This window comes from Streptococcus sp. 27098_8_134 (genome assembly GCF_041431675.1).
Lineage (GTDB): Bacteria > Bacillota > Bacilli > Lactobacillales > Streptococcaceae > Streptococcus > Streptococcus sanguinis_R.
The window spans coordinates 858,455-885,343 of sequence record NZ_JAPVYD010000001.1; the positions used below are offsets into that span (position 1 = coordinate 858,455).

Annotated in this window: 30 protein-coding genes; 2 read left to right on the forward strand and 28 right to left on the reverse strand. The window is 44.6% G+C overall.

Going from position 1 to position 26,889, the window contains the following annotated elements:
- Positions 1-579: 579 nt before the first annotated feature.
- The 16 genes from O3620_RS04065 to O3620_RS04140 all read right to left on the reverse strand — a co-directional run bounded on the left by O3620_RS04065 (position 580) and on the right by O3620_RS04140 (position 14,932).
- Entirely contained in the window at positions 580-2,430 is a 1,851-nt protein-coding gene (locus O3620_RS04065; protein WP_371601455.1) for a Cna B-type domain-containing protein, read from the reverse strand.
- A gap of 464 nt (positions 2,431-2,894) precedes the next feature.
- On the reverse strand, positions 2,895-4,517 hold the full coding sequence (gene groL / locus O3620_RS04070) for a chaperonin GroEL (protein WP_002914472.1): 1,623 nt from the start codon (positions 4,515-4,517) through the stop codon (positions 2,895-2,897).
- Between the two features lie 23 nt (positions 4,518-4,540).
- Positions 4,541-4,822: a co-chaperone GroES gene (gene groES / locus O3620_RS04075; protein WP_002914473.1), complete on the reverse strand. Its 282-nt coding sequence runs from the start codon at positions 4,820-4,822 to the stop codon at positions 4,541-4,543.
- Positions 4,823-5,025: 203 nt separating this feature from the next.
- Positions 5,026-5,316, reverse strand: coding sequence for a hypothetical protein (locus O3620_RS04080; protein WP_002914474.1), 291 nt, complete (start codon positions 5,314-5,316; stop codon positions 5,026-5,028).
- Positions 5,317-5,410: 94 nt separating this feature from the next.
- Positions 5,411-6,265 carry a PTS system mannose/fructose/sorbose family transporter subunit IID gene (locus O3620_RS04085; protein ID WP_002896727.1) on the reverse strand — a complete coding sequence of 285 codons (855 nt, stop codon included), beginning with the start codon at positions 6,263-6,265 and terminating at the stop codon, positions 5,411-5,413.
- Positions 6,249-7,094, reverse strand: a complete 846-nt coding sequence (locus O3620_RS04090) for a PTS sugar transporter subunit IIC (RefSeq protein WP_002896728.1) — start codon at positions 7,092-7,094, stop codon at positions 6,249-6,251. The genes O3620_RS04085 and O3620_RS04090 overlap by 17 nt, the downstream gene beginning before the upstream one ends.
- A 27-nt stretch (positions 7,095-7,121) precedes the next feature.
- Positions 7,122-7,616: a PTS sugar transporter subunit IIB gene (locus O3620_RS04095; protein ID WP_002919850.1), complete on the reverse strand. Its 495-nt coding sequence runs from the start codon at positions 7,614-7,616 to the stop codon at positions 7,122-7,124.
- A 43-nt stretch (positions 7,617-7,659) separates the two neighbouring features.
- The gene (locus tag O3620_RS04100; protein WP_002919851.1) at positions 7,660-8,097 is read right to left on the reverse strand and encodes a PTS sugar transporter subunit IIA; all 438 of its coding nucleotides are present in this window, start codon (positions 8,095-8,097) and stop codon (positions 7,660-7,662) included.
- Positions 8,098-8,317: 220 nt separating this feature from the next.
- Positions 8,318-9,601, reverse strand: coding sequence for an ABC transporter substrate-binding protein (locus O3620_RS04105; RefSeq protein WP_002919853.1), 1,284 nt, complete (start codon positions 9,599-9,601; stop codon positions 8,318-8,320).
- Positions 9,598-10,281 (reverse strand): response regulator transcription factor, encoded by a 684-nt coding sequence (locus O3620_RS04110; RefSeq protein ID WP_002896732.1) that lies wholly within the window; start codon positions 10,279-10,281, stop codon positions 9,598-9,600. Before O3620_RS04110 ends, O3620_RS04105 begins: the two co-directional genes overlap by 4 nt.
- The gene (locus O3620_RS04115) at positions 10,274-11,587 is read right to left on the reverse strand and encodes a sensor histidine kinase (protein WP_002919854.1); all 1,314 of its coding nucleotides are present in this window, start codon (positions 11,585-11,587) and stop codon (positions 10,274-10,276) included. The genes O3620_RS04110 and O3620_RS04115 overlap by 8 nt, the downstream gene beginning before the upstream one ends.
- Positions 11,587-12,573 carry a substrate-binding domain-containing protein gene (locus tag O3620_RS04120; protein WP_371601456.1) on the reverse strand — a complete coding sequence of 329 codons (987 nt, stop codon included), beginning with the start codon at positions 12,571-12,573 and terminating at the stop codon, positions 11,587-11,589. Before O3620_RS04120 ends, O3620_RS04115 begins: the two co-directional genes overlap by 1 nt.
- A 279-nt stretch (positions 12,574-12,852) precedes the next feature.
- Positions 12,853-13,248, reverse strand: a complete 396-nt coding sequence (locus O3620_RS04125; protein WP_002896737.1) for a single-stranded DNA-binding protein — start codon at positions 13,246-13,248, stop codon at positions 12,853-12,855.
- A 441-nt stretch (positions 13,249-13,689) separates the two neighbouring features.
- Positions 13,690-14,316 carry a YtpR family tRNA-binding protein gene (gene ytpR, locus O3620_RS04130; protein ID WP_002901679.1) on the reverse strand — a complete coding sequence of 209 codons (627 nt, stop codon included), beginning with the start codon at positions 14,314-14,316 and terminating at the stop codon, positions 13,690-13,692.
- Positions 14,313-14,648, reverse strand: coding sequence for a thioredoxin family protein (locus O3620_RS04135; protein WP_002901680.1), 336 nt, complete (start codon positions 14,646-14,648; stop codon positions 14,313-14,315). The genes ytpR and O3620_RS04135 overlap by 4 nt, the downstream gene beginning before the upstream one ends.
- Positions 14,645-14,932 (reverse strand): DUF4651 domain-containing protein, encoded by a 288-nt coding sequence (locus O3620_RS04140; protein WP_032910658.1) that lies wholly within the window; start codon positions 14,930-14,932, stop codon positions 14,645-14,647. Before O3620_RS04140 ends, O3620_RS04135 begins: the two co-directional genes overlap by 4 nt.
- A 170-nt stretch (positions 14,933-15,102) precedes the next feature.
- Between O3620_RS04140 and pepA the strand changes: the two genes are divergently transcribed.
- Positions 15,103-16,167: a glutamyl aminopeptidase gene (gene pepA, locus O3620_RS04145; protein ID WP_002901682.1), complete on the forward strand. Its 1,065-nt coding sequence runs from the start codon at positions 15,103-15,105 to the stop codon at positions 16,165-16,167.
- Positions 16,168-16,286: 119 nt separating this feature from the next.
- Positions 16,287-17,771: a DUF1846 domain-containing protein gene (locus tag O3620_RS04150; protein ID WP_002901683.1), complete on the forward strand. Its 1,485-nt coding sequence runs from the start codon at positions 16,287-16,289 to the stop codon at positions 17,769-17,771.
- Between the two features lie 54 nt (positions 17,772-17,825).
- On the opposite strand, the gene O3620_RS04155 is transcribed toward O3620_RS04150, so the two are convergent.
- The 12 genes from O3620_RS04155 to folP all read right to left on the reverse strand — a co-directional run bounded on the left by O3620_RS04155 (position 17,826) and on the right by folP (position 26,744).
- Positions 17,826-18,260: a hypothetical protein gene (locus O3620_RS04155; RefSeq protein WP_371601457.1), complete on the reverse strand. Its 435-nt coding sequence runs from the start codon at positions 18,258-18,260 to the stop codon at positions 17,826-17,828.
- A 9-nt stretch (positions 18,261-18,269) separates the two neighbouring features.
- Positions 18,270-18,434: a hypothetical protein gene (locus tag O3620_RS04160; protein ID WP_002903486.1), complete on the reverse strand. Its 165-nt coding sequence runs from the start codon at positions 18,432-18,434 to the stop codon at positions 18,270-18,272.
- Positions 18,431-18,634, reverse strand: coding sequence for a helix-turn-helix transcriptional regulator (locus O3620_RS04165; protein WP_002896748.1), 204 nt, complete (start codon positions 18,632-18,634; stop codon positions 18,431-18,433). Before O3620_RS04165 ends, O3620_RS04160 begins: the two co-directional genes overlap by 4 nt.
- A 296-nt stretch (positions 18,635-18,930) precedes the next feature.
- Positions 18,931-19,968 carry a sensor histidine kinase KdpD gene (locus O3620_RS04170; RefSeq protein WP_002919855.1) on the reverse strand — a complete coding sequence of 346 codons (1,038 nt, stop codon included), beginning with the start codon at positions 19,966-19,968 and terminating at the stop codon, positions 18,931-18,933.
- Positions 19,935-20,633 carry a response regulator transcription factor gene (locus tag O3620_RS04175; protein ID WP_002903588.1) on the reverse strand — a complete coding sequence of 233 codons (699 nt, stop codon included), beginning with the start codon at positions 20,631-20,633 and terminating at the stop codon, positions 19,935-19,937. The genes O3620_RS04170 and O3620_RS04175 overlap by 34 nt, the downstream gene beginning before the upstream one ends.
- A 12-nt stretch (positions 20,634-20,645) precedes the next feature.
- The gene (locus O3620_RS04180) at positions 20,646-21,368 is read right to left on the reverse strand and encodes a hypothetical protein (protein ID WP_002914476.1); all 723 of its coding nucleotides are present in this window, start codon (positions 21,366-21,368) and stop codon (positions 20,646-20,648) included.
- Positions 21,368-22,156 (reverse strand): lantibiotic ABC transporter permease, encoded by a 789-nt coding sequence (locus tag O3620_RS04185; protein WP_002898614.1) that lies wholly within the window; start codon positions 22,154-22,156, stop codon positions 21,368-21,370. Before O3620_RS04185 ends, O3620_RS04180 begins: the two co-directional genes overlap by 1 nt.
- Position 22,157: 1 nt before the next feature.
- The gene (locus O3620_RS04190; RefSeq protein ID WP_002914477.1) at positions 22,158-22,865 is read right to left on the reverse strand and encodes an ABC transporter ATP-binding protein; all 708 of its coding nucleotides are present in this window, start codon (positions 22,863-22,865) and stop codon (positions 22,158-22,160) included.
- Positions 22,866-22,959: 94 nt separating this feature from the next.
- The gene (folK, locus tag O3620_RS04195) at positions 22,960-23,772 is read right to left on the reverse strand and encodes a 2-amino-4-hydroxy-6-hydroxymethyldihydropteridine diphosphokinase (protein ID WP_002919856.1); all 813 of its coding nucleotides are present in this window, start codon (positions 23,770-23,772) and stop codon (positions 22,960-22,962) included.
- Positions 23,773-23,859: 87 nt separating this feature from the next.
- Positions 23,860-24,414 carry a GTP cyclohydrolase I FolE gene (gene folE / locus O3620_RS04200; RefSeq protein WP_032913027.1) on the reverse strand — a complete coding sequence of 185 codons (555 nt, stop codon included), beginning with the start codon at positions 24,412-24,414 and terminating at the stop codon, positions 23,860-23,862.
- A 31-nt stretch (positions 24,415-24,445) separates the two neighbouring features.
- On the reverse strand, positions 24,446-25,789 hold the full coding sequence (locus tag O3620_RS04205; protein WP_002919858.1) for a folylpolyglutamate synthase/dihydrofolate synthase family protein: 1,344 nt from the start codon (positions 25,787-25,789) through the stop codon (positions 24,446-24,448).
- A 1-nt stretch (position 25,790) separates the two neighbouring features.
- A complete protein-coding gene (gene folP / locus O3620_RS04210; protein WP_002919859.1) occupies positions 25,791-26,744 on the reverse strand; it encodes a dihydropteroate synthase in 954 nt (317 codons plus the stop codon).
- Positions 26,745-26,889 lie beyond the last annotated feature (145 nt).

The following is a 26,889-nucleotide window of genomic DNA, read 5'->3' on the forward strand; positions in this document are numbered from 1 at the left end:
TTTCAATATGAAAAGTTCTTACAAATTCATGCAGGGGGCATAGAAATAGAGAAGAAAAAGCCTTGATAACCAAGGCTTTTTTCGTTTGGCTGATTCTTGTCACCCAAAATTCCAGTCAGGCTTTCCACCCAAAAAAATCCCCTTCCTTTAGACACAAGAAAGGAGGGGGCATTGCATAGCAAAAACTACGAGAGAAGACTGAAGTAAAATAAGTTTGACGAAAACTTGATAAAGATGATCACACACCGAGCATATTCCTAAGGATGTCTTATAAATTTTTTGGTTTAGGAATTAAGAAAGATTATATATATCAAGTTTTGATGTGCTTCACGCTTACACATCCAAGCGGCCTTCCCCGTAGTTCTGAGCAACTAATCTGTTCTAGGAAACATCTTAGTTGCTTTTTATTTTAAAACAACTATATTACGGAATATCATAGTATTGATTAATAAAAAAATACAATATAATGACCGATTATAAAACAAAGCTTACTTGTTCCTACTTTCTAAAAAAAAACTGCTGCTGGTCTAGATTTTGCTGATAAAAAATCTCTGTCCCTTAAAGGAACAGAGATAAAAATTATTTCTTCTTCGCACGGAAGGCAATGAAGCCTACCAAGCCTACTAGAGCTACTCCAGCAGCAATCATGATCCAGCTAGCATTCTCACCAGTCTTAGGAAGACCCTTCTTAGTTACAACATTATAGGCATTTCCTCCGCCAGTACCATTATCTGATTCGATAATCACATCAGTGCTTCCTGTACTGCTGCTTGAGCTAGAAGTCGTGCTACTGCTACTTGAGCTAGAAGAACTACTGCTGCTACTCTTAGAGCTATTGTCCGAGCTAGGTTTCGGCGGTCTTGGAACTCCTGGAACTGGTGTATTAGTAATGTTCATACCATCAACAGTAGCTGTATAACCATAAACACGGTCTTCAGTAACGGAGTAAACAATATCTTTTCCATCTGCGCCAGTCGCTGGCAAGTCAGTAAATTCATACTTCCACTCGCCCTGCGCATTTGGACCGACTTCCTTAGAAGCAACTTCAACACCATTAGCATGGAGACGAACAGTAATCTTGTCTGGACGTTTGCCATCTTTATCATTGTCGTCATTCCAAGTCTTGGTACCTGAAGCGGTAATCAAGGCCTGACGGTTGGTAAAGTCTTTATAAATAATACCAGAACCATAATTTTTGAGCTGAGCCGCATTGACCTGAATCTCTTCATCTGACAGTTGGTAACCTTCTGGTGCCTTGGTTTCCTTAATCAGATAATGCTCCTTAATCAAGTTGCTGAAAGAAGCAATCCCGTTAGCATCACTGGTTGCTTTTTGAACAATTGTCACACCATCTTCATCGTATAATGTGAATTCAGCACCTGCCAAGGCTTTACCAGCTTCATCTTTCTTAGTCACCTGCACACCGTAGACATCTCCATGTGCATAGCCGTTTGCACGTTGGTAACGGACAGCAACTGATGATTTTTGCTCTTCAATATTATCTGCTCGCATAATTGCTTCGTTCGGGAAGACAGTTCCGTCAGCCGGAATTGTTGGGAAATTAACACGGTAGCGGACATAGAAGCCTTCATTGGCACCGATATGCCCCATGTTAATGGTAAAGGAACGCTTGTCAGCAGCAAGATTAATCGTATAATTTGCTGTCACATCCTCGCGTTGCTGACTTAGTCGATAAGAGTTATCAGCTGGGTCAACAACCCATGAACCTTTAAGAATTTGGAAGCTGTTAAGATCAATTTCTCCGGTATTAAAGCCCAGAGTATCTGAAATAACAACATTATCCAGTTCTTGATTTTGTTGGTTGATATTCAGACTGTAAGTAATGCTCTTGATATTATCCGCATTATTCCAGCCATATTTTATGAAAGTATAAGGAGTTGCTTGGCCAGGAAGACCTTTGTAGTCAATTTTTCCATATTCGACAATCTTCTTGCCAACGATAAGTTTCAGAGGGATTGAGCCTTTATCTCTGGCTACTGTATGATCAACGCGAGCTAAAAGGTGAACTTTCCCTTCAATATGAGAGCGAGTCAGGACATAGTCTGTATAAGTCAGTGTAAGCTGCTTAGAGCTTGCATCAACCACAGCTGTCGCTACGAGATTGCCGTCATCATCTTTGACTTCAAAATCAGCTCCCTCCAAGGCAAACTCAACAGGAAGTCCAATGGTAGTAGTATCTCCTGGCTGAACCTTGCCGTAATTGAAGGCAAAGTTTGCGTCAATTTGAAATTTTTCCCAAGGGGAAAGGCCGTCAGTCAGTTCTTCACCCTTCTGATTGTAGACATTGATTGATGTGATAACATCATCTACCGTGTTAGCTCTGGCAGATTGACTGCTAGAAAACAGGCTAAAGAGGAGCACAAAGACTACTGAGAAAAAGCGCGCAATAGTATGAGATATTTTTTTCATAAATAATCCCTCCATTTTTCCTTTTTTCCTTTTTATTGAACATGTAAAAATATTAAAATTCTTTTACATTTCCAATATACTACATATATTAGACTAGCATACGATTGACTATAAGTCAACTATTTACCTTTACCAGTTCAGCTTTTGTAGACAATGTGTAAACCAGTTTATTTCTCCAAAAACCTTGTCATATAAGAATTGAAAACCATTTCCTCCGTCATCTCCTTGTATTTTCTTGAAACAAAAATGTAATATTTTGTCACATAATAAATGAACAAATATGAATTATATGACCATAAATATTCATATATATAAATTTGTTTTTAAAAACAAGCATAATTATTAATGCTTGTTACATAACTAGTCACAGTAAAAAAACTGAACAAATCTGCTCAGTTTTCTAATTGATAAATATAAGACAAAGATTATATCTAATTTATACGAATATATAATCCCGTTATTTTCTACATCATACCGCCCATCATGCCTGGATCCATAGCTGGGGCCGGGCTTGCTGGTTCTGGTTGATTAGCTACTACTGCTTCGGTTGTCAAGATAAGACTGGCAACAGAAGCGGCATTTTGCAAGGCTGAACGGGTCACCTTAACTGGATCAATGATTCCAGCCTCAATCATGTTAACCCATTCGCCAGTCGCGGCATTAAAGCCTGTACCAACTTCAGAGTTTTTCAGACGGTCAATGACGATTGAACCTTCAAAGCCTGCATTCAGAGCGATTTGACGAACAGGCTCTTCCAAGGCGCGGAGAACGATGTTACGTCCAGTCCCTTCATCCCCTGCCAACTCAAGACCTGCAACAGCGTCCAGTACGTTGATATAGGCCGTACCACCACCTGATACAATTCCTTCTTCTACCGCTGCACGGGTTGCGTTAAGGGCATCTTCGATGCGGAGTTTCATTTCTTTGAGTTCTGTTTCAGTTGCAGCTCCAACCTTAATCACAGCTACACCACCAGACAATTTAGCCAGACGTTCTTGCAGTTTTTCACGGTCAAACTCAGAAGTGCTGCTTTCAATCTGTGACTTAATAACTGCCACACGGTTAGCAATGGCTTCAGGATTGCCTGAACCTTCTACAATCACAGTGCTGTCCTTATCAACAGTGACTTTAGAAGCTTGTCCAAGCGCTTCAATCGTAGCGTCTTTGAGCTCTAGACCAAGGTCATCTGTAATCACTGTACCGCCTGTCAAAATAGCGATGTCTTCCAACATAGCCTTACGACGATCGCCAAAGCCTGGTGCCTTAACAGCTACGACATTAAAGGTTCCGCGAATCTTGTTAAGAACCAGCGTTGGCAGAGCTTCACCGTCCACATCATCTGCAACAATCAAGAGCGGACGATTGGTTTTCAAGATGTTTTCCAATAATGGCAGAATCTCTTGAATGTTAGAAATTTTCTTGTCAGTAATCAAGATGTAAGGATTGTCCAGTTCGGCTACCATTTTTTCATTGTCGGTTACCATATACTGAGACAAGTAGCCACGGTCAAACTGCATTCCCTCAACTACATCCAGCTCAGTTTCCATTCCTTTGGACTCTTCAATGGTAATAACGCCGTCATTGCCAACTTTTTCCATAGCTTCAGAGATGTACTCGCCGACTTTCTCGCTGCGAGAAGAAACGGCAGCAACCTGAGCAATAGCTTCCTTGTTAGAAACTGGCACTGAGTTAGATTTTAGGGCTTCAACTGCTGTCGCAACGGCTGCTTCAATCCCGCGGCGGATACCAATTGGATTAGCACCAGCTGTAACATTTTTAATCCCTTCGCGGACGATAGCCTGTGTCAAAACAGTTGCTGTTGTTGTTCCGTCACCAGCGATATCGTTGGTCTTTGAAGCAACTTCTGACACCAGCTTAGCGCCCATGTTTTCAAAATGGTCTTCCAGTTCGATTTCCTTGGCAATGGTTACACCGTCATTGGTGATGAGGGGTGAGCCAAATGATTTTTCCAAAACGACATTGCGGCCTTTAGGACCCAAAGTCACCTTGACAGTATTTGCCAAGATGTCAACTCCACGAACCATACTGCTTCTTGCATCTGCTGAAAATTTAATATCTTTTGCCATTTTATTATTCCTCTCTTCTAATCTTACTCGACAACTGCTAGAATATTGGCTTCACTGACTAAGAGATAAGCTTCATCTCCGTCCTTGACTTCCACGCCTGCGTGATTTTCTACGAGAACCTTCTCTCCTTCCTTGACACTCAGGGATACCAGCTCACCGTTCAAAGTACGAATACCTTGACCGACTGCGACAACTTCAGCTGTCTTAGTCGCTGCTTGGCCGTTGCCTGCAATGACAAATCCGCCAACTTTCTGCTCTTTTTCTTCTACTTTTAAGACCACACGGTCTCCTAATGGTTTTAACATAGTTTTCCTCCAAAGATTGAATTTTTAGCACTCTAAACTATCGAGTGCTAATCTATAGTTATTATTTTATCACTTGGTCAGAAATAGTCAAGAAAAAAACCGGCTAGATGAAAGAAAAATTTTATTTTTTCTTCGCTTGGTCCTAAACTCAAAAAAACAAGTCCGAGCTAAAATCCTCTCAGACTTGTCTTTAGGGGGAATGTCTATCTTGCAAGTTTTAGTTTTGCTTCAAAATCATCAATCACTTTTTGCAGATTTAGGCGCCCTCTATAGATGCCATAGCCAAATACGAGCATGGCTAAGATCCCTAGTAGAGATAAAACGATTCCTGCAATCAGTGCTAGGAGATTGGTCTCATGAAAGAGATAAATCAGAACAAGACCGATGCTGGCAATGGCAAAGAAGAGACTGAACCAGCGTCCTAGATTTTCAATCATATGCTTCTGGTAGTGAATTTCTGTTTCATAGCCTTGAATCAATTCTTGTTCTGTCATGATCTTCTCCGTTCTTTCTTTTACTCTGCTCAAACAAATTTGTATTAGACTAGCTGCAAATCGGACTTACTGCCAGCCTAAAATTGAGCGAGAATTAGTATTTAAGTTGAGGGTCAAAGATGCCAAGCGCTACACCAATCAAAGCAATGACAACCAAGAGGAGCATAACGAGGTTTGGTGATACTTTTTTCTTGGCCATCAGCCACCAACAAAGGGTGATAAAGCCAGCTGTTAAGAGACCTGGATAAACACCATCAATCTTTTCTTGCAACTTCAGGAAAGCTTCGCCATCAGCATTTTTCAGCTCTAATGAAGTCGTTACAGATACCCAAGTTGCAGCAACTGCCCCGATAACCATACCGCCAATGACACTGATTGCCTTACGAAGCGCCTGTCCTTTAGGTCCTACAAGGAATTCTACCGCCTTGTCCCCTAATTCATAGCCTTTGAAGTAGGCAAAGCGCATACCGCCATAGATGAGAACATTCCAGACAAGGATGTAGAAGAGAGCGCCGATAGGATTTCCACCTTTAGAGAGTCCAAGGGCAATCCCCAGCAGAACTGGAATCAAAGTTCCAACAACCAAAGAGTCACCGATACCTGCGATAGGTCCCATGAGACCGGCACGCATACCATTGATAGTTTCGCCGTCAACAGCGTCACCATTGGCACGCGCTTCTTCCAAACCAGCTGTAATCCCCACTACCAAAGCTCCAAGCTGAGGTTCTGTGTTGAAGAAAGCTGTATAGGTCTGCATAGCTTCTTTCTGCTCAGCTTTGTCTTTGTAGAGTTCTTCCACGATTGGCAGCATAGAGGTCAAGTAGCCGAAAGTCTGCATGTGCTCTTGAGAGAAGCAAGTCAAATGACCATAGTACCAATGGTGGAATGATTTCGCTAAAGTCTTTTTAGTTATTTTCTTTCTTTCAGCCATCTTAGATATCCTCCTCATCGTCATCAAAATCAGCTCCACCAGCCGGCGCGGTTACTCGAGCTGATTTGATTACTTCCAATTCATAGTAAATTACTGCAAAAATCAATGAAACAACTGCACTGGCAACCAAATTAAGACCAAGTGACTTAGCCAAGGTGAAGCCCACAAAGAATGGGATAAAGTCAGCAGCCTTGGTAACGATTTGTTTCAAGAGAATGGCAATACCGACACATGGGAGAAGAGCTCCGACTGTAAAGAGGGATTTCATGATGAAGCCATCCATTGGCAGGTGAGTCTTCATCAGTTCAACCATATTCGGACCAAACTTCGTGATGATCATGGTTGGGAGGAAAGAGAAGACAAAGTGGGAAATCCAAGGATAGACCCAGTCAACAGCGTAAAGCTTTTTGAATTCGCCTTTTTCAACAGCTTTCCAGCCAATGTGCTGCCAAAGCAAGTTTGTAGTGGCTGTTCCATAGAAGAGAACTGTACCGATAGTACCAACTGCTGCTCCGATTGGTGCAGCTGCTGCAGCGATAGCAGATTCAGAGGTGATGCCTTTAGAGTGAACAAATAAGATTGCAAGAGGAATCCCAATGTAAGAGATCGCCCGCACGTCAGCGGAAACTGTACCACCTGGTGTTACCAGAGCGATATAGAGGACCTGAAGGGCTACCCCAACCATAATCCCTGTTTTTAAATCTCCAAGAATCAAGCCACTAATCAAGCCTCCGACCAGAGGACGTCCCAGAGTGTAGTTACCAATACTAGAACCACCCATACCAGGCATAGAAGCTAAACTAGCAAAAAGACCCAGTAAAGCGGCTTGCAGCCAAGAAATTGTCATAATAGACTCTCCTTTTCATTATTGTAATTAAAAACCAAATTTAGACTTGAAATCGCTCCAGTAACCAATGGAAACATCTGGTAAGAGCTGGAATTTGACTTTGTAACCAGCTTTTTCCATTGCCTCAATCGCTTCTGCCTCTTCCTGGGTGATGGACTGGTTGTTGCCCAGCTTAACAGCTCCCGGACGGTCATTAGCAGGACCGACGATGATTTCCTTAACATCCCCAGGTACAAAACCTTGGTCCACTAGGATTTCCTTCATATCCACAGGATTTTTCGTAATGAGGAAATAGCGACTATCTGACTCTGTGACCTTGCCTGATTTTTCCTTGAAGGCTTCCTTGGTCCAAACAAAAGTCTTCTTGTCAGAAGCTCCCTTGTAGGCCTGAATCAAAACCTTGTTTCCTGCCGCAGCATTATTAACTGCAATCAAGCCATCACAAGGGTATTCCTTAGCCCAGCGAGTGACTGTTTGACCGTGGATCATGCGGTCGTCAATCCGTACAAATGATACTGTCATCTTTAAAATCTCCTTTTATCTTTTATAATGTATAGCGGAAGCACTAAATGTCGTCTTCATCTTCGTCAGCTGCATCGCTTACGACTTCAAATTCCTGCAAAGCAGCTGTGGCCTCGGAAAGGATGGCCTGAGCCAGCTCTTTTCCGTCCAAGATGTCTTTCATAACCAAGCCAGTAAGTCCCATGGTCAGGTTCAAACCTCCCAAGATAACTGCTGAGTCGAGCTTACCCATGTCAGCTAAGACGCTAGCTGCTGTCGTCAGAGGACTGCCTCCTACAATATCAGCCAGAACTAAGACACTGTCATCAGCGCTTAAGCCAGACAAGGCCTGAGTAAAATCAACTGCAAAATCATCAACTGACTTACCTTCCTGAAGACCGACCGCAATCACCTGATCCGTCTTGTCTCCAGCAAACATCTTCAAGGAACTCTGCACGCCTGCAGCCAGTCCCCCATGGCTGACCAGTACAAGGTATTTCATCTTTCCTGCCTCCTTTATCCTTCAACTTCTTAGCCAAGTCAGGCTTTAGATGACGAAGGATTTATTGATGATTTTATTGTACAGAATATGGAACCGGTTTCATATTGTCAAATGTCATTTTGCCCAGATGACATTTGTTAGGAAAAATATGACAATTGTCATATTGGTCTAGTCAGCTGTGCTTTTTTCTGGCTTAATTAGCAATAAAAAAGAAAGCAGATTATTTTCCGCTTTCTATTTCTCTTTGAATGCTCGGCAAGGCACTATCAATCTCTTGATTCTGCATAGCATTTTGAATCAGATAGTCCATCCGGTCCATCGTATGACGGTCCACTTCCAGACTGATGTCAATGATGGAGCGATTCATCATGTGGTCTAGCCTCTCAGAAGTCAAGGAATCCAAGCCAAAATCATCAGCCTGTAAGATTTCTCTAGCCTGTTGACTTTTCACCACAGATGGTAAGACTGAGGTCCCCTGCGATTTTTCAAACAAGGCCTGCTGACTTTCTTTATCCTGTGACAGCAAGAGCATAAATTCCCAAGCTAGCTTCTCTTGCTTGGTATTGGAAGACATAGCAAAAAGCGAGGTCTTGACCTGTGTTCCCATCACCTGGCTATTGGCTGTTGGCATCGGGATACAGGTCCAAGAAAAGCTAGAATACTTGGCAACATGGTATGGGTAGGGCTTGTAGGTCCGATACTGGGCCAGACTCATGGGGTAGAAGGCCACCCGCCCCTCATCAAAATCATTAGAAGTCACCTTATAATGCTGGCTGAGCATGTCTAGCTTGCTCATAAAGGCCAAGGCTTGGTGCATCTCTGAGCTGTCTACATTGATACCGGATTTATCGGTAAGATGACCGCCGTAAGCTACCAGAGCCTGCTGCCAAGTGTAATCCGTAATACCGTACTGATCCACCACACCATCGCCATTGGTATCCTTGGTTACTTTCTTGCAAATCTCATAGAAATCATCCAAAGTCCAGCCTGACTCAGGAATGCTAATTCCTTCTTTTTCGAGCAAGTCTTTATTGACACACATCATGATGGGATTGCTCTCGACTGGAAGAGCATAGCTGACTCCCTGATATTGCCCAGCTTCATAAGCCACCGGATAAAACGCCTTTCGCTCATCATCCCTTAAGAGGGTATCCAAGGATTTGAGCGCGCCAGTCGAAGCCAACATGCTAAAGTCGTTTTCCGGTACCATAAAGAGATCCGGTTGCTCGCCTTTCAAGACTTGCTCTGCCAGCCAGTCAGCGTAATCATCCTTGGGAATACCGCTTTCGTAGACGACCTTGACATGAGGATGCGTCTTTTCAAATTTTTTAATCAGGCTGTCCAAGACCTTGTTTTCACGGCTGTTAGGCACATCCCAGCTAGAGCCAGCATAGACACCGATACGAAGGACTTTTTCCTGAGCTGAAGCCCAAAAGACAAAAGCCAAAGCAACAGATATAATCAGGACAACCAGTAGGGCCAAATGTCTCAGTCTCCACTTCATTTGTCGCTTTCCTTACTAAAATCTCTCTGGGTGACTCCGGTCTGCACAGCCCAGATAGCCAGCTGGGTTCGGTCGCGCAAGTTGAGCTTGGCTAGGATGCCTGACAGGTAATTTCGGACTGTCCCTTCTGACAGAAAGAGCTTGGCAGCAATTTCTTTATTAGAAATCCCAAAGCCAATCTGCTGGATAATCTTCCACTCCGTCCGGCTCATGTCCTCTATATTTTCCTCCGTCACCGTGATAGCAAAGTTGGACTGGGCCATCTGTGAAAAGATTTTGAAGACCTTGGTGGCAATATTGGGATTGATCATAGCTCCGCCTCGATAGACTGTCTGAATGGCTTCGTGAAGCTCTTCTGTCGAAACTCCTTTGAGAATATAACCAGACGCACCGTATTTAAGAGCGGAGAAGATAAATTCATCGTCGTCAAAGGTCGTCAGAATGATAATCTTAACATCTGGATACTGCTCCTTGACAGCCTTGGTACAGAGAACACCGTCCATGACTGGCATGCGAATATCCATCAGAATCACATCTGGGCGCACCCGATGAAGCTTTTCCAGCACTTCCTTGCCGTCTCCAACTGTCCCGACAACCTCAATATCAGCGTGGGCTGACAAGATGATTTGCAGAGACTCGCGAATCAAGGCCTGATCGTCTGCTATTAAAACCTTAATCATGTCTTCCTCCTATTTTTGGGATTTCGATATGCGTGTAGAAACCGTCCCGATTTTCAAAACGGACGCTTCCGCCAATAATCATTAGGCGCTCCTGCATCTGCTTGAGGCCATAGCCATAGTGGAGTTCATCAAAGCCAACACCATCATCCCGAATGGTCATTACATAGGACTCTTCCTCCAGCAGCTCAATCCAGATAGTCTTGGCATGCCCATGGCGGACAGAGTTGGTAATAGACTCCTGAATCACCCGGAAGACAATGTCTTCCTTTGCAATATCCAGGTCAATATTATCCCATTCGTAACGAAGATGAATCTCTAAGTTGGAGATAGCTTCATACTCACGGATAATCTTAATCAGAGCTTCCTTCAAAGTATTATTTTCCAGAGCTCCCGGCCGCATCTTATTGAGCGAGCCTCGGACATCACGGATACCATCTCGAACGACGACTGAGACATTATTGAGCTGCTCCTTAGCCCGATTGGTATCAATATCAACCAAGACCTTGACCGCATCAATACCCGCCGAAATTCCCGTCAGGGCATGGCCCAATGTATCGTGAATCTCTCTGGCAATCCGCTTTCGCTCTCGATCTTCTGCTATTTTCTCAGACAAGGCCAGATAAGAGTTCAACTCGCGATTGGCCTGAGAAGTCATGCGCAGCTCTTCCTCAATCCGATGACGCTCTGTAATAGCCGACAAGATATAGAAGAGCAAGGAAATCATAAAGACAACGATATTGAGGGAGTAGAGAAAGTTCTTACCAAAAAGCAGTAACAGCCGAACGGACTCTGGGTAAAACCGAATATAGGTATCCAGCGAAGGCAGCTTGATAAAGAGCGACATGAGGTCATAGTTGGACAAGAGCAGCATGCCAAAGCTCAAAATAATGAAAGAAAACCAATACTTCTTGTCCTTAGAAGAATTGAACTCCTTAGAGCCATAGAAAATATCCGCAAACACCAGGAGAATCAAGCCATTGTAGGACGAGTGCAGAACGGAAAAGATGACCAGCATGAGCAGGATTTCAATAATGGTTGCCTTGTCATAGACGGACAGCTGATTGGGGTGGCGCTCGCGATAGTACATGACCAAAAGCAAACTACCATAGAGGCTAATTGATACCCAGAAAATCAAGCTGGGAGAGCCCGGAATAGCATCCAAACGCTCCAAAAGCGAATGACTGAAGCCCTTAGCTGCTACATAGTTGGTCGCAAAGAGATAGATGGACGCATTATAGACAATGGCAACCAGATTGATGACCATCAAGGCTATTTTGCTGTAAAATATACTTTTTTGAGGTCTCATTATTGCCACCCTGTAACTGTGTATTTACTGATATTATCCCTGTTGACTAAGTGAACGGGAATCAGGTATTGGCTGTCGTAGGATTTCCCCTCCTGCATCAGCTCAATTACCTGCGCCACCTTGCGCCCCATCTGAATGGGCGATTGGGCCACGGTTCCCTCTATATCGCTAGTCGTAGCCAGAAAGTTTTTGATATCTGGTGAACCATCCACGCCATAGATTGAGATTTTCTTATCAAGACCTTGATTTTTAATAGCAGCCAAGGCCCCGATAGCTGCTCGATCATTGAGCGCCATAACTACATTAAAGTCTAAACCTTCGTCTAGAGCCCCTTTGACCTGCGGCATGGTTTCCTCAGTCTGGCCCAGTGTTTCTTTCTGGGAAATAATCCTGTAGCTAGGCCGTTTTTCAATCGTATCAATAAATCCCTGAATCCGGTCCATGGCAGAGACGGCATTGCGGTGCTCTAGAAGGAGAATATTGGCAGAAGGCCGACGCTTCATCATGTCCTGGGCAATCAGGACGCCTGCTTGGTAGTTATCAGACACAATGGTCGTATCCACTTTTACATCCTGACTGATAGGCGCATCCACTACGATAATTTTAATCCCAGCTTTCTTGGCCTTTTGAAGAGAGGAAATAATACTTGGACTATTGCTTTTTACCGGATTGATGACAATGACATCAACCTTTTCTCGGACAAAAAAGTCAATCTGCTGGCTCTGCTTGCCCTCATCCAGCTCAGGATCCCGAACGTAGAGCCTGCTGCCCTGCTGGTTGGTTTTCTTCTCCAGCTCCGCATTTAAGGTCTTGTAAAAGTCATTGTTCATGGTCATGTAAGTCACCCCAATCTTGACCTGCTTCTCATCTGGCAAAACGCCCTTGAAATAAACAAAAAGCAAACCCAAGATAAGCAGAATAAAAAGCGGCCAGAGAGCTTTCTTCTGATAATGCTGTATCCGTTTTTTGACCTTAGCTGATACCATTTTTCACCCCCTATGCCGTAAGCGCCTTTATGAAACATATAGGATTATTATATTACAAAGCCGCCAAAAAGCAAAATCTTTCCAGAAATGGCTATAATAAAAAAGGCGAGACAGAATCTAAAAAATCCATGATTTTTGATTCTTAGTCCCACCTCGACAATCATAATTTAACTTTTAAAAGCTTAAGAGAAATAGAATTCAGTCAAACAGATCTTGCATCCTGCAAAACTGAATGATGATTTTTGGGAGCAAGGTCATTTCCCAGTCTTTGCTTCTTGCTTAAAAGGGAAGTTCCTCTTCTTCCAATACTAAATCTGCCAAATCAGCTCCGCTGTTATTTTCACGCAGAGCGCGCTGAGCCCGACTTTCTAGGAGCTGGAAGCTATGACAGAGCACCTCTGTCACATAATGAGTCGCCCCCTCCTTTTCATAGCGACGAGTCCGCAACTCACCATCTAGAGAAATCAAGCTGCCCTTACTCGCATAGCTAGCTAAAGTCTCAGCTAGACGCCCCCAGACAACCACATTTACAAAATCCGCCTCACGCTCACCGCTCTGAGATTTATAACGGCGATTAACCGCGACCGTTGCGCGGGCCACAGATTTTTCATTCGCAGTCTTGTGCAGTTCAGGTGTAGCCGTCAGCCGGCCGATTACAATTACTTTATTATACATTTTATATCCTCCTAACTTATCATTCGTAAAAGGAGGCAAAAAGTGAAAAAAATGTGGTATAGTAAAGATAAAAAGGAAAGTTGCAGTTTCTGCCCCTTTTCTACTAGATTTGTACAACGGAGGCTCCGATGACCATTAAACATTCGCCTGTGAAAAATATTCTTTTTATCCTGATTTCTCTGTGGTTCGGAGGTTTTTCCATGACAGAAAAATGAGTAAGAAGCAGATTCATTATACTCATCATTGTGTTAGATTGATTTTTCATCTGTTAATTATTTATTTTCTCTACCATTAGCATGAGATAGATTTATAACGCTAAATTTATTGCCACAAAAAATAAAGCGAAACGACCCTACAAATCGTTTCGCTCTATTTTATATCTCGGCTGCTGTAGGATACCTCGCCCATTTCTGAGCTTTTTATGATGTTGAATCCTCTCCCTTATCCCTGCCAATGTTTGGCTGGGTCAAAGGCAGTTCCAACTAGTTCACTATCGGCTAATTCAATAATGCCGCGTTTTTGAGGCGCATTAGGTAACTGAAGTTCCCGTGGGCTGCACATCATACCAAAACTCTTTTCTCCTCGAAGTTCTCCCGGAAAAATCAAATTTCCTTTAGGCATCATGGCACCCGGCAGAGCTACAATCGTTTTGAGGCCGACTTTGGCATTAGGAGCACCGGCCACGATTTGAACAGTCTTATCAGCAGCTACCTGCACTTGGCAGATATTCAGGTGGTCACTATCTGGATGAGCTACCATATCAACGATTTCTCCAACCACAAACTTCGGTTGGCTGTCATTAACCAAGTCCGCTGGGAAGCCTGCCTTGCTCAACTCCTGATTGAGAATGGCCACTTGCTCATCTGTCAAAAAGACCTGTCCGCGCTCTGCAATTTCAAAAAGGTCAGACTGCTCAAAAATATTCCAAGCTACAGTCTGGTCATTGTCTTCACGGTAAACACGCGCTACCCGTCCCTTGCGCTCAGCCGCCAGTTTAGCTCCTTGATTGTCCGCAGCAATAATCATCAGCACGTCACCGACATATTCTTTATTATAGGTAAAAATCATTTTACGCTCCCTTTTTCTCTTATACTAGCTAAAAATTCATTGATTTGACCCTTGGTCTTGCGGTCACGATTGACCAGACGGCCAATCTCCTGTCCCTTTTCCAGCACTACTAAGCTGGGAATCCCGTATACGTCCCACTCTTTGGCCAGATCCAAATAGGCATCACGGTCCACTTGGATAAAGCGATAGTCAGGATTTTCCGCTTCTATCTCTGGCAGAAAAGGTTTGATAAATCGGCAATCTCCGCACCAGTCAGCCGTGAAAAAGAAGACAGTCTTCTCCCCATCATTGACATAAGAAGCCAATTCCTCTATATTTATAGGAACAATCATACTTCTTCCTCGTAGCTTAGCTGACCATTTTCATAGACAAAAGCAAAATGACGGTCATCCTCTAAGACCAGACCGCCAACCAAGCGGTCATCTGTGGACTCGTAGAGCTTGACATAGAGACAGGAAATACTACCCTGACTGGAAAAGAAATCTCGCACAAGCTCGACGATTTCCTCCCGATTACGCAGTCTTTTCTGTTCCTGTACGACTTTGGCTGCCCCGAAAGCCAGCGCTCCAGCCCCCAAAAGGGCGGTTGTGGTTAAAATGATTTTTTTAGCTTTCATGTAGAATATTTTAACACAAAAGAGCAGAGGCGACAAACAATATTCCAGATTTTCCTGGGAGAAGCTGGATTCTTGAATGGGCAGTCCTGTTGATTCAGGCAAGCTACAAGATTTCCCTACTCATTTACCGCAAAAAGTGATAAAATAGGGGACAGAAAGAAGGTAAGTTTATGACAACATTATTTTCAAAAATCAAGGAAGTAACAGAGCTTTCTGCTATTTCAGGTCACGAGGCACCTGTTCGCAGCTACTTGCGGGAAAAAATCACTCCCCATGTTGATGAGGTCGTCACCGATGGCCTAGGCGGTATCTTTGGGGTACGCCATGCAGAAGTTGAAAATGCTCCCCGTGTATTGGTAGCGGCCCACATGGACGAGGTTGGCTTTATGGTCAGCGAAATTAAAGCTGACGGGACCTTCCGCGTAGTGGAAATCGGCGGCTGGAATCCGCTAGTCGTTAGCAGCCAACGCTTCAAACTTTTTACCCGTGAAGGTCGGGAAATTCCTCTTATCTCAGGCTCTGTCCCTCCTCATCTGACGCGCGGATCTGGCGGACCAGTTATGCCACAGATTGCAGATATTGTCTTTGATGGTGGCTTTGCGGATAAGGCGGAAGCTGAAAGCTACGGCATCCGTCCAGGAGACACGATTGTGCCAGACAGCTCTGCTATTCTCACAGCTAACGGGAAAAATATCATCTCCAAAGCCTGGGACAATCGCTACGGCGTCCTTATGGTCAGCGAATTAGCTCAAGCCTTATCTTATCAACCACTAGGCAGCCAACTCTATCTCGGCGCCAATGTTCAAGAAGAGGTTGGCCTGCGTGGTGCTCATGCTTCAACAACAAAATTTGCCCCTGAGGTCTTTCTGGCTGTGGATTGCTCCCCAGCGGGCGACATCTATGGCGGCCAAGGAGCCATCGGGGACGGAACGCTGATTCGCTTCTTTGACCCTGGTCATCTCATGCTGCCAGCTATGAAGGACTTCCTCTTGACAACTGCTGAAGAAGCTGGCATTAAGTATCAATATTACTGCGGCAAGGGCGGAACGGATGCTGGTGCTGCCCATCTCCAAAGCGGCGGCGTTCCATCTACTACCATTGGTGTCTGCGCCCGCTACATCCATTCTCACCAAACTCTCTATGCCATGGACGATTTCTTGCAAGCCCAAGCTTTCCTGCAAGCTTTGGTCAAAAAGCTGGATCGCTCAACGGTGGACACGATTACCAACTATTAATTTCAAAAGGCAGCCCGTTCTTCATTCGGGCTGCTATCTCTTTTGTCTGATACTTTCCCTTTCAACTTTCCAATTTGAAGAAAATTTTGTTATAATGCTTAGCAGAGGTGAAAATATACATGAAAAAAATTGCTTTTGATTCTGAGAAATACTTAAACCTGCAGCGCGACCATATCTTGGAGCGCATTAATCAATTTGAGGGCAAACTTTACATGGAATTCGGCGGTAAAATGCTGGAAGACTTCCATGCTGCCCGTGTCCTGCCAGGCTATGAGCCGGACAATAAAATCAGACTTCTCAAAGAGCTCAAGGACCAAGTAGAGATTGTCATTGCCATTAATGCCAATAATATTGAGCACTCTAAGGCGCGTGGCGATTTGGGCATTTCCTATGACCAGGAAGTGCTGCGACTAATCGATACCTTTAACGAGCTGGATATTTACGTAGGCTCCGTGGTCATCACTCAGTATTCTGGCCAGCCAGCAGCTGACCTCTTCCGCAGTCAGCTGGAAAAGAATGGCATCGCCTCCTACATCCACTACCCGATCAAGGGCTATCCGACCGACATGGACCATATCATCTCACCTGAAGGTATGGGGAAAAACGACTTCATCAAAACCAGCCGTAATTTAGTCGTTGTGACCGCACCTGGTCCTGGTTCTGGTAAATTAGCTACTTGCTTGTCCAACATGTATCATGACCAAATCAATGGCATCAAATCAGGCTACGCCAAGTTTGAAACCTTCCCCGTTTGGAATCTGTCCCTACACCATCCGGTCAATTTAGCTTATGAGGCAGCGACGGCAGACCTGGACGATGTCAACATGATTGATCCTTTCCACCTACAAACTTATGGCAAGACTACAGTCAACTACAATCGTGATATTGAAATTTTCCCAGTCCTCAAACGTATGCTGGAGCGCATCCTTGGAAAATCACCTTATGCATCCCCAACGGATATGGGCGTCAACATGGTCGGCTTTGCCATTGTAGATAATGATGCTGCTATCGAGGCATCTCAACAGGAAATTATCCGTCGCTACTACCAAACTATTCTGGACTTCAAGGCGGAGCGCGTTTCTGAATCTGCTGTCAAGAAAATCGAACTCTTGATGAACGATCTGGGTATCACACCGCTGGACCGTAAAGTAACAGTTGTTGCACGCGATAAAGCTGAAAGCACTGGTGAGCCAGCTCTGGCCTTGGAATTGCCAAACGGTGAAATCGTAACTGGTAAGACCTCTGAGCTCTTTGGTCCTACGGCAGCTGTATTGATTAATGCTATTAAGAAATTAGCCAATATTGCCAAAGAGACCAAGCTGATCGAGCCTGAGTATGTCAAGCCAATCCAAGGCCTGAAAATCAATCATCTGGGCAGCCGCAATCCTCGCCTCCACTCAAACGAAATCTTGATGGCTCTGGCAATCACAGCCATGGAAAATCAAGATGCGGCAAATGCCATGCAACAACTCGGTAATCTCAAGGGCAGTGAGGCCCACTCCACTGTCACTCTGACAGATGAAGACAAAAACGTCCTGCGCAAACTAGGCATCCATGTTACAATGGACCCCGTTTACCAGTATGATAGACTCTATAGAAAATAAAAACAAGCTCTGTTAAAAGCTTGTTTAGAAAGCTGGCGACGCCAGCTTTTTTTGTTAATAACGCCTAGACAGGAGAAAACGCAAGAGATAGTAAAGTCCCAAAACCAGGATAATGGTCACGGTCAGAAACTGATTGAGACTTAAGATGATTGGGAAAATCATGGACAGGACACTCAAGCATGCTGCCAGCAGCAAAAGGATATTAAAAAGCAAAGTACGAGTCTTTTCGTCAATCATGCGATTGCGCTCATCAGTCACCTGAATGTAGAGCTTCTCAAAATTTTCCTCCCGTCTTAGGGCAAGATTATACCGAATGGTCATCAAAGAAAGCCCCAGCAAGATGCCGACCATGACTCCTTCCTGCTGATCATCCAGAGAGTGAAAGTGGCTCCAGGCCAGTCCTACCAAGATGATTAAGATTAAGATACGCCCCACGATAACCTTCCTTTGAAGTTTTTTCCTAAATTCTTGTTTAGTTAATGTTTCCATGTCAGCCTCCTATTTTTCATACGCTTGAAAAATTTTCAAAATCACCACAATCAAGAACATTCCCACGAAAGGCAGGATTTCCTTAGGGATAAAATCGGCTTGCAAATGGAGATAAAACAAACCAACAACCACCAAAATAGCCAATATCCATTTATACAAATAAGTCCATTTCATGATTCATCCTCCTCAAAGAGAAACACTTCTTCAATCCTTAAATTGAAAAAGGATGCAATTTTATGAGCCAAAAGCAGCGAGGCATTGTAGCGACCCTTTTCCAAAGAAATAATCGTTTGTCTCGTGACTTCTAGCTTCTCAGCCAGCTCCTCCTGGCTGAGCTTTTTTCTTTTTCGTAATTCTTGAATTCGATTTTCCAAGGCTGCCTCCTTTTTATGATGTAAAATAAGTTTTACTTTTTAGACATAGTATAGTCTCCTTTACATCTTTTGTCAAGAAGAAAGCGGCAAAAAAGAGGCTGGGACAAAAGTCCTAACCTCTCAATTGTCTTTGGATTGTCGAGCAAGACGCAGTGGTTGAGTGGGCTCTACTACGCTGATTTCATCAGCTTTTACAGCCCTACTCAACTGTGCGGAGGTGGGACGACGAAATCGAATTCTAACGAATTACCGATTTCTGTCCCACTCTCTTTTATCATCTTTATTGATTTCCTTTGTTATTTGCTTTCCAAAGCTACAGTCAACTCGACACAGGCTCCTCCTTGGTCTGGATTGAGCAGGGTCAGACGACCACCGTGCAAGAGAGCTACCTGCTTAGAAAAGGCTAAGCCGATTCCATGATGGGGATTAGCTGAATTGCGGCTTTGGTCACTCTGATAAAAGAGCTGTTCCGCTCCCAGCAGCATCTCCTCTGAAAATGCAGGGCCATTGTTCCAGATAGCAAAAACCAACTGGTCCTGCTGCACTGATACCGTTAGCTTGACTTCCTTTTGGTCCTGGTCAGCATGTTCAAGCGCATTCAGTAAAATATTGAGCAAAGCTCGCTTGAGATAGTCCAAATGAATTGACAAAATCAGACTAAGATCACAATCTTCTTGGAGGTAGAAACGATAGTTTTCCTGTTTGCTGAACAGTGCCCAGTCGTCCTGTAAATCAGCCAAAAAGTCCTCCAAGGAAAGCTGACTGAACTGATTAGAATCAATCTGAAAAGTCTTAGCGTAATCAATCAAAGAGCCACAATACTCTTCCATCTTGTGACTGGCCTGCAAAATCTCAGCAGCATAGTCTGCCTGTGGCTGGCCTAACTGCGCCAATTCCAAGAGCTCAGCATTCCCCTTAATCACAGTTAGGGGCGTCTTCAAATCGTGCGATGTCGCTGATAGCTGTAAAATCAACTCCTGATTATGCTGCTGCTCTCTTTCTAGAAGACGAGCATTATCTTGGTGGCTGCTCCGTAAATCGCTGTAGACTTCTAGCATTTCCTCAATCCGAAAAAGCTGACTTTGATTTTCTTCTAAAAGCTTCTCGCTCTTTAGCATTTTTATTTCCCTGTCGATTTTTCGGAGCAATTTCAAAATATGATAAAAAGTAATCAGCAGCAAGCTCCCTGCCCAAAAGAACAAGGTGAAAAGAACGTGATTACTTCCTTGCGTAAATTCATAGCCTATAAGTACAAAAATCAAAACATGAAAGAAGACGATTTTTAAACTGGTTGTCCAGACTAGGCTTTTGAAATTTCGGGTTCTAATTGCCATCTATAGCCTACTCCTCTCACTGTTGCGATTGCTTGCAGCCCTTCTTGTTTGCATTTTTGGCGAATCTGATATACGTATTCTGAAATAGAGCGAAGCTGTGTTTCTGAGCTTTCTGGGTAAAGCAAGGTATGCAGGCGTTCAGCTGAAAAGGTCTGCTTGGGATTGCTAGCTAGTAAATGTAGCAACTTAAACTCTCGCTCTGAAAATTTCAAGACTTTACCAAAACAGGCAACTTCATAGCGCTCTGGATAAAATTGACAAGAAGCAATTTCAGAATAGCGCTCCTCACGTCTTTCCTCCCGACGAAGATGAGCTCTGACACGCGCCAGTAATTCTTTGGTCCCAAAAGGTTTGACAATATAGTCATCTGCCCCACGAAAGAGCCCTTCCACCTTGTCCGCCTCCAACTCCTTAGCCGTCAGAAAGATGATGGGACACGAAAGATGAGGACGAATGTAGGAGCACAGCTCAAAACCATTAACAGGCTCCATCATCACATCTAGCAAAATCAAGTCATATCCGACAAAATTCGTCAGCTCTAGCTCTTCTATCCGATCAAGCGTCGTCACATCATAAGCATCGAGCTCTAGGACGTTTTTCACCAGCTTCAAAATGCTCCGGTCGTCATCAACCACCAAAATACGATACTGTCTCATAATTTCCATTATAGCATACCTCTAGCGAACATCTCGTTTCAAGCTTAAGAATATAGCAGAGCTCCAAACCAAAGCTAGCCAGAACAGCTGTATCCCCAGACCTGATAAATCTATTGAATGCTGAAGCCCTTCATACTCAAAGAGATTTAGGGTAGCCAGATCGGGCAGGTATTTTGCTTCCTTGATGAACGTTGCCAACAAACGACTGAGACCAATCAAGAGAGGAAAGAGCACTGACACCGGCACAACCCAAGATTGAAATAGCAAAGCGAGGCCGGCAGTTAAAAAAGCCAGAAAAAGATTGCTGAGAAGACCAAAAGAGCTGTAATAAAGGAATTTCCCCAGTAAGGACCAGCTAAAGTCTAGGTCAAAACGAGCCAGCATAACAAGGAAACAGCTGCCTATCATGATACTATAGAGGATCAAGAGCAGCAAGAACAGAAAAAGGAATTTCCCAGCCAACCAAGTCTTTCTATTTGATACGGTTAGAAAATTCGTTCGCATCCCAGACTTGACAAACTCCTGGGCAAAATAGAGGGAAGTAAAGATGACAATGACAGGCTGCGCCAGATAGAGGGCATGCAAAACCTCGCTCAGAGCCTTCGTTTGGCCAACTGCTGTCTGACTGTAGTCAAGATTCATTAGAAAAAATGGAACAGCTACCAGAGCCACCAAGGCTGCACCAAGAGCGAGATAGTAAGAACGGAACTTAATCCATTCACTTTTAAGCAGAGCTATTATCATCAGTATCGCCCTCCTAAATCCGTCTTCAAAAAGCGCAGAGAGGCCATGCCGCCGATGACTAGCAACCATGCACCAAGTATCAACAGTCCTTGCAAGGGATTGTTGGCATATTGGGAAGTTGGCGTTGCAGCAAACAACTCTCCTGCTGGCTGTGGCAAATAAGCCCCCCAACTCGTGTGAGCAGCTAGGTAGTTTCCCAGATTATAGATCTGTGGTACGAGAAAAAGCAGAGGAACCAGCATGGTCCGAGCCAATAAACCTAACAAAAATGAAAGGATTCCTAATAAGGTTAGAGATAAGGTTTTCCACAAAATCAAACTCCAAGCTGCTTGATTGAGCAGAATTGGATTAAGCCCTTCCTTTCCTAAAGCCAGGTGCATGACCATATAACTAAAGTAGATTGATAAAAAGCTACTGGCAAGAGAAAAGCAAGCAAAGGTCATGAGTTTCCCCACAAGCAACTTCAGGCGGTTATTACAGGTCAAAAGACTGGTTCTCAAGCTATGAGACTGAAATTCCATAGCTCCCAAAATTCCAGCTAAGATGACCAAAACCATGCCTGCCATAGAAGCCCCATTGAGGCCTAGATATTCCAGCGGGTCAATGGCTTCTGCCAGGCCGGGAACCGTCTCAGGCGTGGCATCCAAGCCGACAGATAAATACTGTCGACCCTCCAGCCAGGATACGGCAGGCACCAATAGCAGCATGAAGGCCATACTCACTTTGAAAGCCTTGGTTGAGCAAATTTTCAACCATTCTGAATGCAATAAAGACATCGTTTCTTTCATTTTAAACCTCCTCTGTCAAATCAAAGAAGAGATCTTCTAGGCTTTCTGAATCTTGCAACACCTCTTCCAATTGTCCCTGCTCAATAATTCGCCCATGATGAATCAAGACTACATCATCTGTCACCATTTGCACCTCTGACAAGATGTGGGAGGATAGAAGTACCGTTTTCCCTAAATCAGCCTGCTGACGGATGAACTTTCTAAACCACTTAATCCCACTTGGATCCAGCCCATTAGTCGGCTCATCTAATATGAGAAACTGAGGATCACCCAGCAAAGCTGCTGCCAAACCCAGCCGCTGACCTTCCCCCAGAGACAGGCTTGACAAGAGTTCCTTCCTCTTATGAGCGATTCCAGTCATCTCCAAAACCTCATCGATCCGAGACTTGGAAATAGCATTACTCGCTGCAATAATCCTCAGGTGGTCATAGACCTTTCGATTTGGAAGACCGCCAATGCCGTCAAAGGCTGCACCTACCGTTCTGAACGGATAGGTCATTGACTGATAGGTTTGCCCATCAAAAGTCGCAGTCCCAGATGTCGCCCGATCCAATCCCAAGAGAATCCTCAAGGTCGAACTTTTCCCTGCGCCATTTGGGCCCAGAAAAGCTGTTATCCGACCGCTTTTAGCTGTAAAAGAAATATCTTTTAAAACCTGCTTGCTGCCATGCTTCTTGCAGACTCCTTCTATTTTCACTATATGTTCCATACTGAACTCCTTTTGATTTTTCTTTAGTATACAGGGGCAAGTTCAGAGAAAGTTCAGACAATAAAAAAACTTGCCTTGCGACAAGCTTCTTTTCTTATTTTTCAACCACATCCCAGAGCTGGCGGATGCTTTTTTTCTGCACCGGATCGACAAAGTGTGGAGCGATTTCCACCAAAGATTGCAAGACAAAAGCTCGCTCAGCCACATAAGGATGAGGAACAATCAAGTCCGGACTGTATAGCTCTTCCTGACCTATGTAAAGAATATCCAGGTCAATCACACGCGGACCCCATTTGATCTCCCGCACGCGCCCTAGATCCGCTTCGATAGCTAGCAGGGTCTGCATTAACTCCTCAGGATTGAGCCAAGTCTCAACTTCAACAACTTGATTGAGAAACGGATCCTGCTCAACGCCACCCCAAGGCTCTGTCTCAATGCGGCTTGATGCCTGCAAAACTCTTATATTTTGCTCTGCCATTTTTTCCAAAGCCGCATCCAGATTGGCAGTTGGGTTGCCTTGATTGCTCCCCAGAGCGATAAAGGCTTTCCGCTTTTGACGTACTAGCTTGACCGAGCAGGTCTCTAAAGGCAGAGGCACCGGTGCCCAAGGCTTCTTGACCTCCAAGCTGACTTTCTGCACCAAAGGATGAGTCAGAAAAATCCGATCAATCAACTTGTAAGCCAGCGTCTCAATCAAGTCCTCCTTGCTTTCCTGACACCAGTGGGTCAAATCCTGAGCTAATTCTCCATAGTGGATAGAAGCTGTTAGGTCGCCTGTTTTGGCAGCCCGAGTCATATCATAGTCCAAAATCAGATCCAGCACAAAACGCTGGCCCAACTCCTTCTCTGCTCCAAACAGACCATGATAAGCATACACTTCCAAATCCTTAATGCGCAGCTGATCCATTTTCTTATCCTTTCTGATTCAAGTTTCTGCATTTTATCCTTGATAAAACTATCTAACCTTTCCTAACATGCTCCACCACTTATAAGATCAATGTCCCATCAGCTTGTAAGCTTCATTTTTCAGATCCTTGTCCGTCGCTAAAACGCCGCGTGCCGCTGTAGTAACCGTTGCAGTGCCAGGCTTTCTGACTCCGCGCATATTCATACACATATGCTCAGCTTCCACCCAGACCAAGGCTCCTTGAGCACCCAGATAGTCCATCAAGGCCTCAGCAATCTCTACGGTCAATCGCTCTTGAATCTGCGGTTTCTTGGCATAGACCTCTACCGTTCGGGCAAGCTTGGACAAGCCTGCTACCCGACCATTAGGCACATAGGCGATATGAACCTTCCCGTAAAATGGCAGGAAATGGTGCTCACACATGGAATGAAAGAAAATATCCTTCTCCACTACCATATTATTGTCAATGATTTCAAAAGACTTGGCCAGATGCTCCTCAGCAGTCTCGCCCAGCCCAGCAAAAATTTCCTGATACATCTTTGCAATGCGCTGTGGCGTCTCCTGCAAGCCTTCGCGGCTTCCGTCTTCTCCAACCGCCTCAATAATCTGGGCAACTGCTACTTCAATTTTCTTCGTGTCCATATATGCTCCTATGTTCATTTTTATTTTTTGATCATTTACTTGACTGAGAAGGACGCTCAGCAAAGTCTAACTCGCGATTCTCAAGGATTGATTTTCTAACCTGAGCCAGAAAATAAAGAGAACCCGTAATCAGCAAAAGCTCATCCGGCTCATGCTCTACTGCTAAATAATCTGATAAATAATCCGGCCATTCTTTGTAAGACAGACCTTGCTGCTCAGCCAAGGCTTGCATGCTCTCTTCAGAAAAACTCCGCGGATCAGCAAAAGCTGTCAAGCTTATAGCAGCTTTGGGAATCTTTTGCAACAGCTCCACCATATCATCCAAGGCTTTGGTTTGGATACAAGCAAATAAAATGTGCTTCTTATAAGTCGGATAATGCTGGTCCAATGTCGCTGCTAGCGACCGCAGGGCATGAGGATTATGGGCTCCATCCAAAAGGATGAGCGGCTGATCCGATATTCTTTCCAAACGCCCTGGCCATACAGCAGCAAGCAAGGCCCTCTCAACCTCTGCTTTTGTCAACAAGGGCAGCGACTGCAACTGGCAGTATAGGTCACACAAGTGCAGAGCCAATCCAGCATTGTCCGCCTGATGCAGTCCCATCAGAGCTGTTTGATACGAGTCTTTGGCCCGATAGACATTCGAAAAGGAAAAGCACTCCCCTTTCTCTGACTCTTGATGTTCCACTTGATAGTCTTGAGACCAAGAAAAGAGCGGAGCATCTTTTTCAGCAGCCTTCTGCTCGACTACTGCCAGAGCCTCTGGCTCTAACCTACCGGTCACAATGGGAACTCCAGGCTTGATAATGCCAGCTTTCTGCTGGGCAATAGCCTCTAGACTGTCCCCCAGCAAGGCCACATGATCCAGACCAACTGTCGTGATAGCAGTCAGTAAGGGCTGACAGACATTGGTACTGTCCAAAAGCCCACCCATGCCGACCTCGATAATAGCCACATCCACCTGCTGCTGGACAAAATAATCATAAGCTAGAGCAGTTACAATCTCAAACTCAGTCACCCCTTGCAAGCTAGAGTCTGTCGCATGCTGGGCCAAAAGCTCTTGGTAAATAGAAAGTAATATCTGAAGGTCTTGGTCGGAGATCGCATTGCCATTAATGGCAATCTGCTCATTGTAGCTGACTAGATAAGGAGAGGTGAAGGTGGCAACCCGCAGGCCGCTCACCTCCAAGAGTTGGCGCAGATGGGCAATGGTTGAGCCCTTGCCATTAGTCCCTGCAATATGAATGACTGGCAGCCGCAAATGTGGATTTCCCCGCAGCTCCAGCAAACGCTCCATCCGCTTCAAGCCAAAATGGGGACTGGCTGTCCGATAGGCTTCCAGCCAGCTTAAATCAGGTAATTCTTGTTTTTTCATCTTACTTGTACTGACCTAGATTGAGATCTTCTGTCTGCTGCGCTAGACGAATCGCATCGCCAACGGCAGCAGCCATCCGGTGCTTAGCCACTTCGTGCACTCTGACAACTTCAACGCCTCTGCTAGCCGCAAGGGTAGTCAGATGGGCTGAAGCTGTATCACGGTTTTCGAAGCCTTCCTGAGTCTCAGGATTGACCTTAAAGCCGTTTTCTTCTAAGATACTAACAAGAAACCGCTTACGAGAAACCCCAAGAAAAATAGGGAAACCAGCCTGATGGAGACTATCCAGCTCCTGCAAAATGAGAAGATTCTCCCGCTTGGTCAAACCGAAACCAATCCCTGGATCCAGCATGATATTATCACGCGAAAGGCCAGCATGTTCCGCCAACTCCAAAGATTTCTCAAAACACTTCCACATTAGTTTTGCAATCGGTAGCTCTGCAAAAAGAGATAACTCTTCCTTTGTGAAGGCTGAACCAAAGCCAAATTCTGGGAAAATCCTTGAACTGGCATGTTGAGGACGAGCCATCACCGGATTAAACATGACAATAACTGGCGCGCCATATTTCGCAGCAGTTTCTGCCATCTTTTCATCGCCTAAAAGACCGGTAATATCGTTGATAATATCTGCACCCGCAGCCAAAGCCGCTGCAGCCACTTCCGACTTCCAAGTGTCCACAGAAATCACAATGTCACTTTCCCGACGAATAGCTTCAATGACTGGCACCACCCGCTCTATCTCTTCTTGAATAGCCACAAAATGACTGCCTGGCCGAGTAGACTCGCCACCAATATCCAGCATGTGAGCTCCCTCAGCAATCAGCTTTCTAGCCTGAGCCAATGCCGTCTCAACCGTGTTGTAGCGCCCACCATCTGAAAAGGAATCCGGCGTCGCATTGATAATGCCACAGAGGCCCGTTCGGCCATCTGGAGCAATTGCTTTTAGATTCACCATTGATTTTCATCTCATTTCTATTTGCTGCCCTACTCTTCAACAAAAAAGGCACACTCATCTAGTGTACCGCAAAGCTCTCAGCAGATGCAGCATCCAGTCCTATGAACTGCACTCGACTTCACAAGAAGACCTTATCTAGTCCCTT

Bases quoted from the DNA above. Each gene is read 5' to 3' on its own strand.
- O3620_RS04065 (WP_371601455.1), bottom strand. From the start codon at position 2,430: ATGAAAAAAATATCTCATACTATTGCGCGCTTTTTCTCAGTAGTCTTT.
- groL (WP_002914472.1), bottom strand. From the start codon at position 4,517: ATGGCAAAAGATATTAAATTTTCAGCAGATGCAAGAAGCAGTATGGTT.
- groES (WP_002914473.1), bottom strand. From the start codon at position 4,822: ATGTTAAAACCATTAGGAGACCGTGTGGTCTTAAAAGTAGAAGAAAAA.
- O3620_RS04080 (WP_002914474.1), bottom strand. From the start codon at position 5,316: ATGACAGAACAAGAATTGATTCAAGGCTATGAAACAGAAATTCACTAC.
- O3620_RS04085 (WP_002896727.1), bottom strand. From the start codon at position 6,265: ATGAGGAGGATATCTAAGATGGCTGAAAGAAAGAAAATAACTAAAAAG.
- O3620_RS04090 (WP_002896728.1), bottom strand. From the start codon at position 7,094: ATGACAATTTCTTGGCTGCAAGCCGCTTTACTGGGTCTTTTTGCTAGT.
- O3620_RS04095 (WP_002919850.1), bottom strand. From the start codon at position 7,616: ATGACAGTATCATTTGTACGGATTGACGACCGCATGATCCACGGTCAA.
- O3620_RS04100 (WP_002919851.1), bottom strand. From the start codon at position 8,097: ATGAAATACCTTGTACTGGTCAGCCATGGGGGACTGGCTGCAGGCGTG.
- O3620_RS04105 (WP_002919853.1), bottom strand. From the start codon at position 9,601: ATGAAGTGGAGACTGAGACATTTGGCCCTACTGGTTGTCCTGATTATA.
- O3620_RS04110 (WP_002896732.1), bottom strand. From the start codon at position 10,281: ATGATTAAGGTTTTAATAGCAGACGATCAGGCCTTGATTCGCGAGTCT.
- O3620_RS04115 (WP_002919854.1), bottom strand. From the start codon at position 11,587: ATGAGACCTCAAAAAAGTATATTTTACAGCAAAATAGCCTTGATGGTC.
- O3620_RS04120 (WP_371601456.1), bottom strand. From the start codon at position 12,573: ATGGTATCAGCTAAGGTCAAAAAACGGATACAGCATTATCAGAAGAAA.
- O3620_RS04125 (WP_002896737.1), bottom strand. From the start codon at position 13,248: ATGTATAATAAAGTAATTGTAATCGGCCGGCTGACGGCTACACCTGAA.
- ytpR (WP_002901679.1), bottom strand. From the start codon at position 14,316: ATGATTTTTACCTATAATAAAGAATATGTCGGTGACGTGCTGATGATT.
- O3620_RS04135 (WP_002901680.1), bottom strand. From the start codon at position 14,648: ATGATTGTTCCTATAAATATAGAGGAATTGGCTTCTTATGTCAATGAT.
- O3620_RS04140 (WP_032910658.1), bottom strand. From the start codon at position 14,932: ATGAAAGCTAAAAAAATCATTTTAACCACAACCGCCCTTTTGGGGGCT.
- pepA (WP_002901682.1), top strand. From the start codon at position 15,103: ATGACAACATTATTTTCAAAAATCAAGGAAGTAACAGAGCTTTCTGCT.
- O3620_RS04150 (WP_002901683.1), top strand. From the start codon at position 16,287: ATGAAAAAAATTGCTTTTGATTCTGAGAAATACTTAAACCTGCAGCGC.
- O3620_RS04155 (WP_371601457.1), bottom strand. From the start codon at position 18,260: ATGGAAACATTAACTAAACAAGAATTTAGGAAAAAACTTCAAAGGAAG.
- O3620_RS04160 (WP_002903486.1), bottom strand. From the start codon at position 18,434: ATGAAATGGACTTATTTGTATAAATGGATATTGGCTATTTTGGTGGTT.
- O3620_RS04170 (WP_002919855.1), bottom strand. From the start codon at position 19,968: ATGGCAATTAGAACCCGAAATTTCAAAAGCCTAGTCTGGACAACCAGT.
- O3620_RS04175 (WP_002903588.1), bottom strand. From the start codon at position 20,633: ATGGAAATTATGAGACAGTATCGTATTTTGGTGGTTGATGACGACCGG.
- O3620_RS04180 (WP_002914476.1), bottom strand. From the start codon at position 21,368: ATGATAATAGCTCTGCTTAAAAGTGAATGGATTAAGTTCCGTTCTTAC.
- O3620_RS04185 (WP_002898614.1), bottom strand. From the start codon at position 22,156: ATGAAAGAAACGATGTCTTTATTGCATTCAGAATGGTTGAAAATTTGC.
- O3620_RS04190 (WP_002914477.1), bottom strand. From the start codon at position 22,865: ATGGAACATATAGTGAAAATAGAAGGAGTCTGCAAGAAGCATGGCAGC.
- folK (WP_002919856.1), bottom strand. From the start codon at position 23,772: ATGGATCAGCTGCGCATTAAGGATTTGGAAGTGTATGCTTATCATGGT.
- folE (WP_032913027.1), bottom strand. From the start codon at position 24,414: ATGGACACGAAGAAAATTGAAGTAGCAGTTGCCCAGATTATTGAGGCG.
- O3620_RS04205 (WP_002919858.1), bottom strand. From the start codon at position 25,789: ATGAAAAAACAAGAATTACCTGATTTAAGCTGGCTGGAAGCCTATCGG.
- folP (WP_002919859.1), bottom strand. From the start codon at position 26,744: ATGGTGAATCTAAAAGCAATTGCTCCAGATGGCCGAACGGGCCTCTGT.